Annotated in this window: 14 protein-coding genes; 11 read left to right on the forward strand and 3 right to left on the reverse strand. The window is 40.7% G+C overall.

Features of this window, described 5'->3' with window-relative positions; translation table 11 throughout:
- Nucleotides 1–167: 167 nt before the first annotated feature.
- The 3 genes from ACTJKC_RS02110 to ACTJKC_RS02120 are packed head-to-tail and all read left to right on the forward strand — an operon-like array spanning nt 168 to nt 1,487.
- Nucleotides 168–563, forward strand: a complete 396-nt coding sequence (locus ACTJKC_RS02110; RefSeq protein ID WP_440789837.1) for a hypothetical protein — start codon at nt 168–170, stop codon at nt 561–563.
- Between the two features lie 2 nt (nt 564–565).
- The gene (locus ACTJKC_RS02115) at nt 566–1,192 is read left to right on the forward strand and encodes a DDE-type integrase/transposase/recombinase (protein WP_440789839.1); all 627 of its coding nucleotides are present in this window, start codon (nt 566–568) and stop codon (nt 1,190–1,192) included.
- Between the two features lie 7 nt (nt 1,193–1,199).
- Nucleotides 1,200–1,487 (forward strand): integrase core domain-containing protein, encoded by a 288-nt coding sequence (locus tag ACTJKC_RS02120; protein ID WP_440790290.1) that lies wholly within the window; start codon nt 1,200–1,202, stop codon nt 1,485–1,487.
- A 353-nt stretch (nt 1,488–1,840) separates the two neighbouring features.
- Here the strand turns inward: ACTJKC_RS02120 and ACTJKC_RS02125 are convergent, their stop codons facing one another.
- Nucleotides 1,841–2,482 (reverse strand): hypothetical protein, encoded by a 642-nt coding sequence (locus tag ACTJKC_RS02125; protein ID WP_440789840.1) that lies wholly within the window; start codon nt 2,480–2,482, stop codon nt 1,841–1,843.
- Nucleotides 2,483–3,356: 874 nt separating this feature from the next.
- Entirely contained in the window at nt 3,357–3,878 is a 522-nt protein-coding gene (locus tag ACTJKC_RS02130) for an HNH endonuclease domain-containing protein (RefSeq protein ID WP_440789842.1), read from the reverse strand.
- A gap of 200 nt (nt 3,879–4,078) precedes the next feature.
- On the opposite strand from ACTJKC_RS02130, the gene ACTJKC_RS02135 reads away from it, so the two are divergent.
- The 5 genes from ACTJKC_RS02135 to ACTJKC_RS02155 all read left to right on the forward strand — a co-directional run bounded on the left by ACTJKC_RS02135 (nt 4,079) and on the right by ACTJKC_RS02155 (nt 9,514).
- On the forward strand, nt 4,079–5,662 hold the full coding sequence (locus ACTJKC_RS02135; protein ID WP_440789844.1) for a hypothetical protein: 1,584 nt from the start codon (nt 4,079–4,081) through the stop codon (nt 5,660–5,662).
- Nucleotides 5,663–5,668: 6 nt separating this feature from the next.
- Complete coding sequence (locus ACTJKC_RS02140) at nt 5,669–6,859, forward strand: S41 family peptidase (protein ID WP_440789846.1); 1,191 nt, start codon at nt 5,669–5,671, stop codon at nt 6,857–6,859.
- Between the two features lies 1 nt (nt 6,860).
- Nucleotides 6,861–7,649, forward strand: coding sequence for a PKD domain-containing protein (locus ACTJKC_RS02145; protein WP_440789847.1), 789 nt, complete (start codon nt 6,861–6,863; stop codon nt 7,647–7,649).
- A gap of 52 nt (nt 7,650–7,701) precedes the next feature.
- A complete protein-coding gene (locus tag ACTJKC_RS02150) occupies nt 7,702–8,352 on the forward strand; it encodes an outer membrane beta-barrel protein (RefSeq protein WP_440789848.1) in 651 nt (216 codons plus the stop codon).
- 868 nt (nt 8,353–9,220) lie between these two features.
- Entirely contained in the window at nt 9,221–9,514 is a 294-nt protein-coding gene (locus ACTJKC_RS02155) for a putative quinol monooxygenase (RefSeq protein WP_440789850.1), read from the forward strand.
- Nucleotides 9,515–10,347: 833 nt separating this feature from the next.
- Here the strand turns inward: ACTJKC_RS02155 and ACTJKC_RS02160 are convergent.
- Nucleotides 10,348–11,280: an NmrA family NAD(P)-binding protein gene (locus ACTJKC_RS02160; RefSeq protein WP_440789852.1), complete on the reverse strand. Its 933-nt coding sequence runs from the start codon at nt 11,278–11,280 to the stop codon at nt 10,348–10,350.
- A gap of 71 nt (nt 11,281–11,351) precedes the next feature.
- Between ACTJKC_RS02160 and ACTJKC_RS02165 the strand changes: the two genes are divergently transcribed.
- The 3 genes from ACTJKC_RS02165 (at nt 11,352) to ACTJKC_RS02175 (ending at nt 14,851) form a co-directional block, all read left to right on the forward strand.
- Nucleotides 11,352–11,702, forward strand: coding sequence for a winged helix-turn-helix transcriptional regulator (locus ACTJKC_RS02165; RefSeq protein ID WP_440789854.1), 351 nt, complete (start codon nt 11,352–11,354; stop codon nt 11,700–11,702).
- A gap of 585 nt (nt 11,703–12,287) precedes the next feature.
- Nucleotides 12,288–12,596, forward strand: coding sequence for a hypothetical protein (locus ACTJKC_RS02170; protein ID WP_440789856.1), 309 nt, complete (start codon nt 12,288–12,290; stop codon nt 12,594–12,596).
- Nucleotides 12,597–13,465: 869 nt separating this feature from the next.
- Nucleotides 13,466–14,851 (forward strand): hypothetical protein, encoded by a 1,386-nt coding sequence (locus tag ACTJKC_RS02175; RefSeq protein ID WP_440789858.1) that lies wholly within the window; start codon nt 13,466–13,468, stop codon nt 14,849–14,851.
- Nucleotides 14,852–15,005: the final 154 nt, after the last annotated feature.

The raw sequence follows: 15,005 nt of genomic DNA on the forward strand, positions 1-15,005 counted from the left end.
TAATGGAATGAACAGATCTGATCATTTGGCTGGAGATTATACAAAAAGCGACCACCTGTTTTTCAACAAATAGGTCTTTTCGGCTTAAACTGATCACTTTTTCTACCTCAAATAGCCAATTCCTTGACTGTCTCGTCCTGCTATAGCTTGTCATTAAAAACTGAAAAATGGCAATAAAAATCAAATACAAGACAAAAATTTCAAGCAGGAAACCTTGGGGTCGCCTAAGTGAGGATGTTAAAGAAAAAATCCTCTGCGAAATAAATTCGGGAATGCTCAGCAAGAGTGCAGCAAGTCGAAAATACGGTTTACCCCGAAGTACCATAGGACTTTGGTTTGAGAAGCGTAATTTAGCTATCTTGGCACAAGCCAACCCTTCAAACGTACTTTCAGCAATGGACGAAAACCAGGAAACAAGACTTCTTAAGAAAAAGATTGATGAATTAACCAAGGCGCTCGCCGATGCTCAACTGAAAAATGTTGGATTAGAAACCATGATTGAGGTTGCCGAAAGCGAACTTAAGATCAACATCAGAAAAAAGCGTGGTACCAAACGGTCTTAAGAATGCGGCAAAAACGACCTGACAAGCCTCTGGTTGAACTTTGTGCACTGTTTGGTGTAAGCCGCCAGGCGTATTACTTGGCACAGAAAACAGCGCTAAAGACTGATATCTCCCATATGGTAGTATTGTCACTGGTGTCTGAATTCCGTTCGGAGATCCCATTTTTAGGAACACGAAAACTCCTGCATATGCTTTCTCCAGAGATGGAAAAGCACAATATAAAAATGGGGCGGGATCAGCTTTATGATCTTTTAAGATTTCATGGGCTATTAATACGCAGGAGGAAACGTTCTATCAGAACTACAGACTCCAATCATGCTTTAAAAAGATATCCTAACCTGATAAAACACATGGTGCTTTCTGCTCCTGAACAACTATGGGTGAGCGATATTACCTACATCCGGACTCAGTTGGGCTTTAGTTATTTAAGTCTGATTACTGATGCTTATTCCAGAAAAATTGTAGGATTTGCTCTCCATTCGAATCTCGAGGCTACTGGTTGGATCATCGCTTTGGAGATGGCCATTGGTGCAAGAAAAAAAGACTCACCCTTTATACTGGTTCATCACTCGGATCGGGGCATACAATACTGTTCTAAAAGCTATACTGAGCTTCTAAACCAGAGATAGGATCGCAATAAGTATGACTGAAAGCAGTAGTCCGTATGATAATGCTTTAGCCGAACGTGTTAACGGAATAGTAAAGAATGAGTTTTTACCAAAAAAGATATACCGTGATCATAAGGAAGCGAAAAGAAGTATTGGGATCATTATCAAAAACTACAATGAAAAAAGACCTCATGGCAGCCTGGACTATCTTACGCCAAGCAAAGCACATGACATGAGCGGTGAAATAAAAAAACGTTGGAAGCATTATCCCTACAAGAAAAAGGATATAGAGATGGATCAAATGGAGACTGTTTGATTCAAATAAAGAAAAAATGAAAAGGCTTTTCTTTTAATAATAAATTACGAATTGTACACTTGTAAAGTAATATCAGAATTACCAGAAATGAGATGTAAACTTATTCCAGTATTACCATATAGAAAATGTAAACTTATTCTAGTATTATAAATCAAAAACGACAAGTAAATTCAGGACGGTACACCCATTGAATCCAGTCATCATTAAAAAAAGCTTAAAACCGCTTAAAATGAGCCGAGTGGCCATTTTGGAGCGAAAAAAGTGAACAGTCTAAGCCGAAAAAAGTGGCCACTTTAAGAAAACAAGTGGCCACTTTCTGGATAATCTCCAGTATTTATCGTATTTTATGATTTTTATTTCAACTTCACTTCAACCGTTTCTCCTTCGGTTTTAACCTCAACAAAGGCCTCTAAAAACTCACTGAAATCTCTATTGTAAGAACTTGGAGAATAGTAATCTATCCTTCCATAACCATCGTATCCGCTTCCGGTGTACTTGTTGTAATTGTAACTAAGGCTATAATTCATACTCGCCCACATATAATACTTTCCCGGCTTCATATTTGGAAATGTAAATTCACCCGAGCTATTGGTTATCGCATCAATACGGTACCTAATCGCAGCTTTATCCATATAAACATATTTGTTTTTTTTAGGATTATTTTTGCTTTTATCACTCCAAAGTTTATAATATTCCTCGAAATATGGCGTAACGGGAAATAGCTGAATCTGAATCTTATTTGCTGGAACTTTTCCTAAAACCTTCATTCCATAACCATTTTTCTTTCTGGTAAAAGCTTCTCCAACAATTTTTCCTGTACCTAAGGCTAAAGCCCTTTTCGCCTGTAAAGAATCAAATTTTAGTGTAGGCATGGTAACTATTTCTGTTGCCTTTCTTTTCGCAGCTTCTTTGTCTGCTTTTTCAGGTTCTACATATTGCGCATTGGTAGAATATGAAATAGCCATTACTGCACATAAATATGATAGTTTTTTCATTTTTATAATTTTAAAGTACGCTTTAATTTAAAGAAACAAGTAGCGAGTCCGCAAAAAGTGCATCATTCCCTTTTTGTTAGAAAGCTATTATTCAAACATAAGATTTTTACAATATTTATTCTTATTGTGCAAACAAAAATAAATTTTTAGCGAATCTGGCAAAACTTTTTCCGAATCTTCTTTCAAATTCCCTGCTTCAAATTTAAAGTACTAATAGAAAGAACTAATGCAGGATTGAAGTCCGCAAGAGCTAGGGGCAAAAATGGATGTAGGCCAGAGGGGATGACGGATAAGGCATCATCAAAACTCTTTTCGTGGACTACTCCCGGTGTTATTGCGATACCTTCTTCAATCTGCTTTCGGGAGTGGTTTTCATCATCATGATAGTGCATTCCATTTCCATAATGTTATAGTTTCGGCATTGTACACCGGCTGATATAGCTATAGTGTCTTTTATTCGTGATGAGTGGCTGCCCAAGCAGTCGTTCACCTAATAGTCTGCCGCTAAATCAGTTTTCTAAGATTATCGCTTAACGTTTTTTCTTTTGGCGTGCCCCTGAAGGGTCGCGTTTTCCGCTGTATCTCCCTGCGGGAGGATGCCCCTGCAACCGCTCACGCGATGTGGATTAGGATTTGATAATGTAACTGCTATGAATTGTTATGCCAGCAATTTAACACTGGACCATGCAACATATTCACTTAATTCTTCGTGTATTATATCAAGCTTTTGCATGAGGTCAGTTAGAACGGAACGGGAACGGTGCACGTGCACTGGCCGGAACAGAACTGGAACAACTTCAAAATAGGAGCGGGACTTGTAATATGCATTGGGTTAGGGGGCAATAGCTTACAGAAGTCAGACGACAGGATATAGCTAGTCAATTTTTCTTAAATATTCAATACCGTTATTGCTTGCAATGGTCAGTAGCGGCTGGATATTTTCCAGAAACCTTTGCCGTAGATCCTGTTCGGTGAGTTGCAATGCATCGCTTTTAAGGAAAATACTTAGGTATTCCTCCATCAAAGGGTCAGCGGGATGGTTTTCAGCCATTATCCCGATTGCTGTTTTCTGTAATCCATAGTATCCTTCAAAATAGTCTTCAATATGGGGCAATCTATCGTTCTTACGGCTGTTGAAGGATGGATCGGCCGGGATCAGGTTCCAGATCAGGTCGTGGGAGACAAAGGCAGAGGGGATAAAATGTTCAACAGCGAAGCTGGCAGGTTCAAGTTTTTTACGGGTGTAAATGCACTCCAGTGGCCCGGTATGGTCTATTACCCTGTTCCAGAACCTGCGCTGGATTACCAGGCTTTTGCGCTTTGCAGGCTTGATCAGTTTGTTCGGGATGTCAGGTACATTGGGATTGTGTTTCTGTAGGGTTACCTCGTTTTTCATTTTATCGGAAGGGTAGTTTGAATCGAAGGTCAATGCTGATTCTAGTTGTGATTACCAATGATGGTCTTTTGCAGTTTCATTCATGTTCCGTTTATAATAATTTAATAATATGTTAATACCGGGTATTTGCTTTGTGTATGATAACGACTATACATTTGTAATATTCAAAATTACAATTTATCTATTTAACATCTTATTCTATGAAAACAATCCTGAGGAAGGTCATTCCTTTGTGCTTCCTTGCCGTTATGGCTCAGTCCTGTAAAAAGGAAATCCTACTGAACAGCGTAGACTCATCAATAATCAGTAAAAATACCCTCATTCCATACAGCTTTGACTGGGAGAACAGGGATTATATGCCAACCCCGGCAGGCAATGACATTCTTGTTCCATGGGCCAGCGGTGCTAACCGCTCATTTCCGCTGATCTTTACCACAGATATCAAAAAATCCGATGGTTGGGAACTTGTTTATAATACATTCGAAACAGGTGTGCTTAGGCAGCCCCTTTACTTTATTCTTTACAACAGATACCGTGGTCTGTTCAGGGGGTATTTTTATCTTACGCCAAGTTCGGCAATACCAAGCAGTAATATCGCCCATTCCCTCGTACAGGATGCAGGTGGAAGCCCATCGCCTCTTTTAAGCTATTCGGCGAGCGAGGTGGCGGACCTGAGCATAAATACCCCTGTTACCACAAATGTTCAGGAATTCAGAACTTCGGCTACGGGAACATGGTTCGCAGCGGAATTTGAAATGGCTTATGATCCAACGGTGAGTGGAAAAGCTGCCGCCAATACCAAAATGGTATGGCAGGTCAACTCGATCAATACTACAAACCTTATACTTAATGGTACCTCAACCGGGACGATCAAGGGAAATATCACTACTACTTCCGGTGGGGGCAGTTTACTTGGAACCCTGATTCCCGGACTGATTACCTTTGGTTCTGAACAGGCTATCGACGATAAGGGCTCCGATCTGAAAGATCCTATAAAGCTGGCGCTGAAGACTGCAGTGAACAGTGGCCTTAACGGAGTTGTCAAAAACCTTCTTAACGGACTCTTTGGCGGGGCGAGCCAGTCGACCCAGTATGCTAATCTGACCACTAGTGCACAGATGACTTTCACGGGCACAGCTACAGACTTTTATCAGCTACAGAATCCATCTCTGGTTACCCCTGGGACCATGGGACAGGATAATGTGGATGGTTATACGCCGTTGTACAAAAGTCCTTTGGGAATTGTTACCTTATCCGCGCCGCCTAAATCAGATTTTGTAGTCCCTGTCAACAGGGGCGAGACAGATGATTATTACTGGGATTTCGCTACCTGTACATTGGTGCCGGGATCATATCAGATTATTTTTAATCCTTCGGTGATCAATTCCTCCGCAAATGGGGCTACTATACAAAACCTGAAACAGGAAATCGTTAGCACCAAAAACTATTATTCCCACGAAGGACATTATACCACATTTCCTGTACATGACGAGCCTGAGACCCCTATCCCAAGTTCAGCAAAGACAGAGCAGATCGGTGGGAAGACTGCCATTATAGACGATATCCCTGCAAACAACCGTATTCCGTTCAAATATTTCTATAACGTATTTCCTATTGGCAGTGCTGCTGTTACCGCTGATACCTTTCTGGTTGGTAAAGCTATGCCAAGTACCTTTTTAAGGGTTTCTTTTGATGTCGTGCCAAATAACGGAGCACCAAAATCAACTGTTGTTAAAACTTTTGCCATTATATTAAGGGGCATACAATATAACATTAACGGATAAAATATTTTGAATTACAAGGTAAGCCCATTGAAAATATGTAGCGGTTTTCCCTTATTTTTAATGGGCATGCTTGTTCTTTGCCTGACTGCCATAATCCCATCGGGATGTCGAAAGGAGAACGCTCAAAGCTATAAAGGTGCCGAAGGTAGTTTTGAAAGAAAGTTCGAAGAATTCTGGACGAAGATGAACTTGCAATATGTCTATTGGGACAGGGATGATACGGACTGGGAAAAAGTCTATTCTATTTATAGTCCAAAGTTTGCCAATCTTACTAACAGCAGTTCCGATACAAAGCTTGCGGTTCGTTATTTTAGGGAGATGACCTCAACTTTGATAGATAGTCATTATAGCATTTCTTTTTTTGATCCCCTTATAAGTGATTCGGTAATCAATCCGGTCGGCCAATTAAAAAGAAAATCGTCATCCTTCTATGAACCCTATAACTATCAGAACGCGGTTACTGCTTACCTTGATGGGCAGCAGGCCGGCGCATATGGGGATATAATAGAGAACGGATCCCGCTTGAGATTGACAATCGGAACTATTAACAAAGATATCGTTTATTTTAACTGTAACTTTTTCGCTTTGAGGCGTGCATATTATTCGGATGGCAACACAGCAATAAAATCGGCTCTGTACAAATTTTTCTCATTATTGAAGAATCCAGGTTCAGTAAAGGGCCTGATTTTTGATGTCCGTTCCAATGCCGGCGGGGATATAGCGGATCTTAATTTCCTTGCCGGGAAAATGATTTATAAAGATGCGGCATTCGGGTTTTCCAGGGGGAAAAACGGGCTCGGCAAAGTCGGATATTTACCCTGGGTGAGCTCCGGGGTTAGCCATGAAAGCGGTTTTGATTTTCATCGGCCGATAATAATCCTGCAGGATGCCAATACTGCTTCATTATCAGAAACCCTTATTCTTGCCCTCAAGGCCGGTAGTAACAGTATTTCTATCGGGGAAAGTACCTACGGTGCGACCGGACCCATATCCGACAGTGGTATTTTTAATGCCGGGGGCTTTGATATCGCAGGTTTTGCCCAGATAAGAGCATCTTCGGTGGAATTTGAAAGTCTTGAAAGAAAAAGCCTCGAGGGAATTGGCATCGGTCCGGATAACCGGTTATCCTTTGATCTAAAGAGTTTAATAAATGGAAAAGACCCGGCACTTGAGCTGGCGATAAATAAAATACACTAACATGAAAACATACATCACAACTACATTTCTACTTATCACCACCGTCCTGCTTCTTGGCTCATGCAAGAAAAAAGAGCAGGTAAATCCTAAGGCAGACTTTGAGATTGCAGGTGTCACCGCTGCCGCTGACGGTACTTATCATTTGCCGACCTTTATCCAGATCACGCTGAAGAACAGTTCCAGCGATGCATCAGGTTATACCTGGGATTTCGGCAACGGATCCGGTAGCTCTGTCTCAGCTCCTGATTATGGCTATGCAGTTAAAGGGGATTATAATCTTACCCTCAAGGCAGTAAATGACAATGGAAGCGGAACATCAACTTTAACAAAGAAGATCACAATTGTAGACAGAAAGCCATACACCGCGACGGTAAAGAACCCGAACCTGTCCAATGGCACCTCTTTACAGCTTTTTTTGAGGATATATGAACCTTCTGCTGGTAATCTGGTACCTCCGCTGAACGGAAATACTTATAACAGCAAGGTATATTATCAGAGCAAAGTATCAAGCGTGGTCTATGACAGCCAGAACGGGGCGGAAATCGGGCTTGACAATCCGCCTGTATTACAGCCATCAAAGGAAATCAGGGAAAAATATGCCCCCGGTACTTTTGTCAACTACGGTTATTGCCTTTATGGTCTGCAGAACGGGAACGAAATCCTACTCAGCTCTTCGTGGGATCCCACGGCAAATACAATATTCAATGATAACCTTAAACTTGGGGTCAGTGTCCTCACTTTTTTTTATGGCGGATATGCTGTTACCATAAATGCTTCGAATAACAAATAGGAGAGTTTTGGACTCCACATTTCTTTTTATGCTCGTATTCTGCTTTGTGTCTATGTGCAAAGGTCAACAGGGGAGCATAGGGATCAGTGGAGGCTTAGCGGCCAATAATATTAATTTTAGGACAGCCAGTACCGATCTGGAGATAAGGAATAGGTTAGGTGCTGCAGTGTCGGTGAACTATATTCATCCCCTCAAGGGAAAGTTATTTGTCGAAGGGGGGATTGGAGGAATGAAAATTATCTACACGGTCAAAAATACACGAAATGGTATTTTTCAGACTTATAGCGATGCTCACCTTCAGCTACCATTTATGATAGGCTATGATTTTAGCGTTTCAAAGAAAATGTATCTGCCTGTTTCAGTAGGATTGATCGCTGACTATTGGATCTCAGGGCAAATTTCGGGGTTGAATCCGAATGTTTTTAGCCCGGTCATCCAAAAGGACCAGCAGGCATCTTCTATAAACTTGGAACGGTTTGATTCAGGATATGCTTTTAAGCCAGGACTGGACAAAAGGTTTACTGCCGGGGTAGGAGCCTCGGTCGGAATAGCCTTTTTGTTGTACCCGCGGTTAAGTGTTCTGCCGGCTGCAACAGTGCTTTATATGCGTAATGGAAAGTTCATGGGAAATAGTGCTCCTGTGACGCCCCGGTTTTTCGCGGGCAAGCTTTCTCTGGGAATTCTTTATAATTTCTATAGATAGGGATGTTTAATTGTATGCATTCCGGACTTAACGTTTTTTTTATCGATATCCCTATCTTTAAGTATTGAATAAAATCGTTAACCGGATTGATTATGGTCGGTGCATGATGTAGTTTTAAAAGAAAGTTGAAGAATTTGATATAAACCCTGCCATTCTAATTTTACGCTACAAATGAAGACAAATATCTCACAACTTAGTAATAGTCAGTTTGCTGATCTTGTTTCTTATTTAAGACAGCAAATCGGCGAATATAATACCTGATGGTGGTATGACTGTATGGACTGAATTTGATAGATCAATTAATCTTCAAAGATTGTCACAACAAGCCTATAATAAAAGGCTTTACATATCCGATGGTATCATTCATCAATATCCTACATACAACAAAAATGAAATTAGATTGGGTTTTGCTTCTTCTTCTTTAAATGATTTAACAAAAAGCGTCGAAATTTTAAAAGATTTAGTATAACTATTAAATTTTTAAAATCAAATGGTAAGATAACCTCATAAATGCGGACCAAAATATCTTTAATCGTTCCGACAGAGTGTCATTAGGTATGATTTGTTGGTTCCAGACCCTGATAGTAAATGACAAGCTATTTCTGGACGAGTCAGGAAGAATGTTTGATTTAAAGCGAGAAAGATGACCACTTTTGAGATCAATCCATCGGGAATAGTGCCGGTATTCTGCAATTTTAGTGTTCTTTCCCGTAGAAATTTATGCCCTTTGAGCCCCAATAAGGCGCTTTATTATTTTAATGTTTAAAAGCTTGGTTATTTGGCAGTTAAACTTGTAACGTGGCACCATTCGTGGGGCATAGTTGGCGGTGGTAATTTTTGCCACCGATAATCCTTAATTATAAATATAATGGAAAAATTAGCATTACTGGCCCGTCTTGAGGCCAAAGCTGGTAAAGAGCAACAGGTTGCCGACTTTATCAAAAGTGCCCTGCCATTGGCCGAAGCCGAACCCGGAACCATCCGTTGGTATGCATTGCAACTCTCGCCATCCACCTTCGGCATCTTTGATACCTTCGCCGATGAAGCTGGACGCGACGCACATCTGGGCGGGGAAATCCCCAAGGCTTTGATGGCCCATGCTGATGAGCTGCTCGCTGCGCCGCCGATAATCGAAAAGGTAACATTGTTAGCAGTTAAATAAGTCCAAAATAAAAAGGCCAGATGAAAATGGAATTACCGCCCAGTAGGATAAAAGGTAATTTTAAATTCACTGGCCACGCTTTTCTCATATTGCTGGACAAGGTAGAAATAGGCACATATTTGAGAACACCTAATTGATTAGCAAAAGCCGATTATTTTACGGCTTTGGTACTCCATGTGGGGATTTCGGTAATAGTAGTAGACACCAGATTCCGTTCCAAACTGTGCACCAGGGGATTTACCCAATCTTGAAGGGCAAGCTAAGAAAAGGACCAAATATATTGATTCCTGTTAAAACCTTGGAAATCCAGATTGAAAGTATTTTTGCCCCCCAATCTTAAAAATTCACCGGAGTTGAACACCACAACACTGTTCGATTAGCTGGGAAATTAAAAGCTGGGGGGCAGGATGGGGTACTGATGAGAGTATGGTTGGTTAGTTAACGGTTTTATTGTTGTTCGTTTTGATCGTGTACCTATTTTTTAAGGCGACATAGTTTGTTTTTTTTCGGTCTGCCGCTTAAGCTGTTTTTTTGGTGTTCTGAAAATATAGGTTAATGCTTTTTCTTTTGGCGTGCCCCTGAAGGGGCCAGTGTCTTCCGCTGTATCTCCCTGCGGGAGGATGCCGCTGCAACCGCTCAGGCGCTTTGCGAAAATGTATTCTGCTGCCCAATAAGGCAAAGAGCTGGTTTTAGGCAGCAGAGTCAGGCCTAACAACAATGTGATAATTGCTGCATAATGACTTCACCAGTAAAAAGTGAATGAAACAAAACAGTACATATTATCGCGCCATTGGTGCGACAATCTGTAATTTGCTAATGCCTTTGATCATAGTTTATTTTAACTCACTATAGATTTTTTGAAGTTGCGTTTTATGATGCTCCAGGAAGGTTTTGAGTGATTCAGGCTGAATGCCAAATGCTGCAATTTCCTGCGGGTCTACTTTATAACCTTCTACATTTTGCCAGAGATAGGAATCGATGCCATATTTAAACAACCCACTGTTAGCAGCTTCTTCCTCAGTTTGGCTGATGGCTTCAAATCGTTTGCCAACAATCGAGGACAGTACATCAGCAACTTGTGTCATAGTAAGGTTATCACCTGTTATGGCAAACTCTTTTTTATTAAATTTCTCGGGCTGCGCAAAAGCTTCAGCTGCGAAACGCCCAATATCATTAGGAGATACCCAATCTATTTTTGTGTCCGGTGCGATTGGAGTAACTATTTTACCCTCTCTAAGAGTAGGAAACATCACTTCATCCATAGGTGGAAGTACGTTCACCATAATAAATGGCGGTTTGATGACTGTCCAGTACGTAAATCCTGCGGTTTTAACAGCATCAATTGCTGCGGCTTTCTCTTCCCAGTATAGCGGCTCCCATCTGCCTTCTTCCCAGCCGGCAAAGTTTTCGTGTTCTCCGGCACGCGCAACCGAAGTATGTACGATCTGCTCTATCCCTGCCGCCTTTGCTGCTGCAATTAGATTATTGGCATGCAGGGTTTCTTGACCTTTATTGCCTGGGTGTGTTCCCATTTGTACAGAAAATACTCCTGTGGCGCCTTTGGCCGCCTGAGTTAGACTTTTCAGGTCGTCGAAAGTAGCTTCGGCTATTTCTAAATTCTTTGCTGCCAATGCCTTTGCCGCTTCACTATTTTTATCCCTTACGATTGCCCTGACAGCAATGTGTTTAGCTAATAGTGCCTCTATAACTGCACCGCCCTGTGTTCCGGTGGCACCGGCTATTAGTATCAATGGTTTATTGTTCATATCTGTTCGTTCATTTTTTTTTGTAAATTTACGGAGCCGTTGGTTTATAAAACATACCAGTTACCTAAAGGATGCCAGATATACAAGAGGATAAAGCAGCCATTGACCAGCAGATACGACATTTGCAGGATACGCTGTATGTAATAAATGGGAAGTGGAAACTGCCTATACTGGTTGCTGTCCACCAGGGGAATACCCGCTTTCGAGATATACAACGGAGTACTGGCGGTATTACCACCAAAGTATTATCTAAAGAGCTTAAAGAACTGGAACAAAATAAGCTGGTAATACGCAAAGTATACGACACCTCTCCACTCCGTGTGGAGTACACGACTACTAGCTATTGCGATACCTTGCACAACATGATTGCTGAAATGATTGATTGGGGAAAGAACCATCGAAATAAGATAAAAGAGGATTAATGTAATCCATTATATGCTCCCTGGTGTAATACTTATCAGGGATTTTTTTATTAGGCGTGTGCCTTCCGGCACTGCGCTTTCCGTTTCAAGTCCTCGTACCTGCGGGCTTTCCACTTCAATCGCTCACGCGAATTCCAACTTTCTCTCAAATATCTCTTGTTTTTCAAGACAATACCTTTTCGCTGTATCTGTTTTTCTGGAACGATGCCGCTGCTGTCCTGGTAGGAAAAGTGGGTAAGTCTTTGGCTGGAAATGTTTACTATAATTACTGGTTTTTGCCTGGGGATGATTGGGAAACTGATAATTGCATATAGTTTAATTATTAGGTAAAATGTAATGTGGATGAGGTGCCGGAGGTCAGTTAGAACGGAACGGGAACGGTGCCCCTGCACTGGCCGGAACAGAACTGGAACAACTTCAAATTAAGAACAGGACTTGCAATATGCATTGGGTTAAGGGGCAATAGCCTACAGGATCAAGCCCGCAGGATATAGCTTAGTCTATCGTTCTTAAATATTCAAAAACATTATTGCTTGCAATGGTCAATAACGGCTGGATATTTTCCAGAAACCTTTGCCGTAAATCATGTTCGGTGAGTTGTTATCCAGGTTCAATGAGCTTTACCAGGATTATGTATGCAGTGCTGCCATCAGGGTGGCGAGGGAGGTGTTTGCACTTCTGCCCATGGAACGGGTACAGGTCAATGCCATTGCAGACCTGCTGGATTCTGCTACCGGGAGGATCAGGCCTATGCCGGTACTTTCGGTAAAGTTTATGGTGGATAATTTAAGCAGGCTGGATTTCGGGCGTATTGACTGCTGGGATGCGATGCTGAATTTTGTGCACAGGATGGTGTTCTCGAAGAATAGCGGCTTTTCCGCGGTGGAGGGGTAGGGGGAAGAAGAAAGGATAGGTGGGGGGACGGAAAAGAGAGGCTGGGTAATTTTTTTGCAGGGTTAAGGCTTTATGCTGGGGATTGTTTGGGAGCGCTGATCCTTTGAGGTTATGTGATTAGGCAATGGTTTAGGCTTTTTTCTTTATGCGATTGGATATAAAATCCGTTTTCATTTATTGTTTTTTGGCTGTCCCCTGAAGGGCCGGGCCATGCGCTGTATCTTTTGTTCCAAAAGGATGCCGCTGCTGTCCCTGACAGGGAGGGGAGAAGGGGTTGACTGAGAATGTGGGGTTTAAGTGCTGGTTTTGTTTTTTGCTGAGCATTGACTGGGAAAAAGCCTGTAGTTTAAGATTCCTTTCATGATGGGGATGTTGGAATGTTCGCTAGGAATAGTCGGGAGGGTAGGTGCTGGAAACTGGTGGTTAGGAGTAGGAATTGATTAGAAGGGAACGTGAACGGAACCCTGTGCACTGGCCGGAACGGAACTGGAACATCCTCAAATTAGGGGCAGGAGATGTAATATGATCTGGTATTAGATCAAGAACACTTGCATATGTGGTGAACTTCAGTATACAGCGCTGTAAATCAATTTTTTTACCCAAGCTGTTCAAAAACTGTTGGATAGTGGATAAAATTTAGTATAGGTTAGCTGGTTGGAAAATGTCGAGCCGGAATTGGCAGGGGTGCAACTTGTGATTGGGTAATAATTTATGATTAAAAAAAGAGAAACAATAAAGATATGCTGTCTCCTTGTAGTAGGGAAAATAAATTCTTTTTTAAAAAGAAGCCTCAATTAGTTCAGTTTTTTCCTCTTGCGTTCTTAGTTAAAACAACTAATTTAGAGACATCAATTAATCTCTTTTTATTCATGGAATTAAAATCATTAACAGTTGAATATCTTATTATTATAAAACAAGAAGGTTCTTTTTGTGAAAGTGATGATGCCTTTTTGAATTTTCTTTGTGTTGACAGCAGTATTAGTATCGTTCGAAAGGAAGAATCTCTATCTGTTGAATTAAAAAAAGGAGTGAAGTTTAAAGTCCTTTTTAAAATTGAATCAGATCTTGTTCCGTCCGGAAAAGAAAGATATTTTAAACTTATACTTATTTCTAAGGAGGCGGACAAAGCCAGTGAGTTTAATGAGCTTACTGTTTTACTAGAAAAGATAATCTGTAAACTGCATCCAGAGGTAAGCATCAATGTTTTGTGGAATGACATCTCTAGGCTTAATGCAGTTGAGGGCTACATTTTAATTAATGAAGTAGAGAATTTGCTAAGAAGGTTAATTGCTAGTTTTATGCTTACAAAAGTTGGTCTTGATTACCCCAAGTCCCATATACCTATTAAAGTAGAGACACGGGATTCAGAATTAAAGGTAAACTATGCAGACTACCTTCATCAAACCTATTTTAGTGACTTAAGTACCATTTTATTTGAGGGGCAGAGAGAAGTTGATTTTCGTAACATCGGTGAAATCCAACGGTTCGTGGAAAGACATATTTCTGATGGTAAAACAGAGATAAAAATAGAGGACATTCAGGGGGTGATTTCAAAATCACTGTGGGAAAAGCACTTCTCGAAAGATACAGACTACAAGAAAAGTCACTTAGAAGGAGACCTTGAATCATTGAACAAACTTAGGAATGATATCGCTCACAATAGGCACATTTCCAGAGAGACACTTGGTAAAATTAAAGGGCTTTCCAAAAAGATAATCAAAGTACTAAATCTGGAATTGGCTGGATTAGAAAATATTAAGCTTACAGACGAAGAGATTAATATTCAGGTGCATAATCATAATTCGAGGATATTAAACGCAGAACGAATTCTCAGCGGACATTTTTCGGAACAACTAATCGCTGAATTTTACAAACAAAAGTTTAGCAAAAGTAAAATTACGTTTGCTGACTATCCGAATAGCTTTGGTGATTTTTTGGTACACTTAAATGAAAATGATCTAATAGCTGTAGAAGTGAAAAGCATTTCAACGGAAAGCTTAAGAAAAGTAAAAAAAGATTATTTTGAAGATAAGAACATGATAAAAAGGGTGCCAATCTTACTTTCTGGATTCCTAGAATTCCACTTTGTATTTGTTCTAAAACAAATCATGAACGAAGTGGACATGACATATGTCAGTGAATTATCCTCTTACTTTCACAATATCAGTCCAAAAATCAAAATGATTATTGGATATATTGATCGGGGCGGTAATTTTACTCCTATGGACTTTTCAATTTCCAGTTCGATGCTGTAAAATATAACAAGCCGGAAGCAGATACTTCCGGCTTTTGGTTATAATCAGAATAACAATAGTCGACCGCCAGAGTGTTTGGTCAAGTCTCCAAAATCCACTCATAAACTAGTCTTAGGCAAAATCTCATAATCTATTTTCTGGCTTAAAAAAAGAT

The sequence above is a fragment of the Pedobacter sp. 22226 genome (assembly GCF_052045455.1).
GTDB classification, from domain to species: Bacteria; Bacteroidota; Bacteroidia; order Sphingobacteriales; family Sphingobacteriaceae; genus Pedobacter; species Pedobacter jeongneungensis.

What these genes read in the sequence shown, in the direction of transcription:
- ACTJKC_RS02110 (WP_440789837.1), top strand. Translation starts at nt 168, where the DNA reads ATGGCAATAAAAATCAAATACAAGACAAAAATTTCAAGCAGGAAACCT.
- ACTJKC_RS02115 (WP_440789839.1), top strand. Translation starts at nt 566, where the DNA reads ATGCGGCAAAAACGACCTGACAAGCCTCTGGTTGAACTTTGTGCACTG.
- ACTJKC_RS02125 (WP_440789840.1), bottom strand. Translation starts at nt 2,482, where the DNA reads ATGAAAAAACTATCATATTTATGTGCAGTAATGGCTATTTCATATTCT.
- ACTJKC_RS02130 (WP_440789842.1), bottom strand. Translation starts at nt 3,878, where the DNA reads ATGAAAAACGAGGTAACCCTACAGAAACACAATCCCAATGTACCTGAC.
- ACTJKC_RS02135 (WP_440789844.1), top strand. Translation starts at nt 4,079, where the DNA reads ATGAAAACAATCCTGAGGAAGGTCATTCCTTTGTGCTTCCTTGCCGTT.
- ACTJKC_RS02145 (WP_440789847.1), top strand. Translation starts at nt 6,861, where the DNA reads ATGAAAACATACATCACAACTACATTTCTACTTATCACCACCGTCCTG.
- ACTJKC_RS02150 (WP_440789848.1), top strand. Translation starts at nt 7,702, where the DNA reads ATGTGCAAAGGTCAACAGGGGAGCATAGGGATCAGTGGAGGCTTAGCG.
- ACTJKC_RS02155 (WP_440789850.1), top strand. Translation starts at nt 9,221, where the DNA reads ATGGAAAAATTAGCATTACTGGCCCGTCTTGAGGCCAAAGCTGGTAAA.
- ACTJKC_RS02160 (WP_440789852.1), bottom strand. Translation starts at nt 11,280, where the DNA reads ATGAACAATAAACCATTGATACTAATAGCCGGTGCCACCGGAACACAG.
- ACTJKC_RS02165 (WP_440789854.1), top strand. Translation starts at nt 11,352, where the DNA reads ATGCCAGATATACAAGAGGATAAAGCAGCCATTGACCAGCAGATACGA.
- ACTJKC_RS02170 (WP_440789856.1), top strand. Translation starts at nt 12,288, where the DNA reads ATGTTCGGTGAGTTGTTATCCAGGTTCAATGAGCTTTACCAGGATTAT.
- ACTJKC_RS02175 (WP_440789858.1), top strand. Translation starts at nt 13,466, where the DNA reads ATGGAATTAAAATCATTAACAGTTGAATATCTTATTATTATAAAACAA.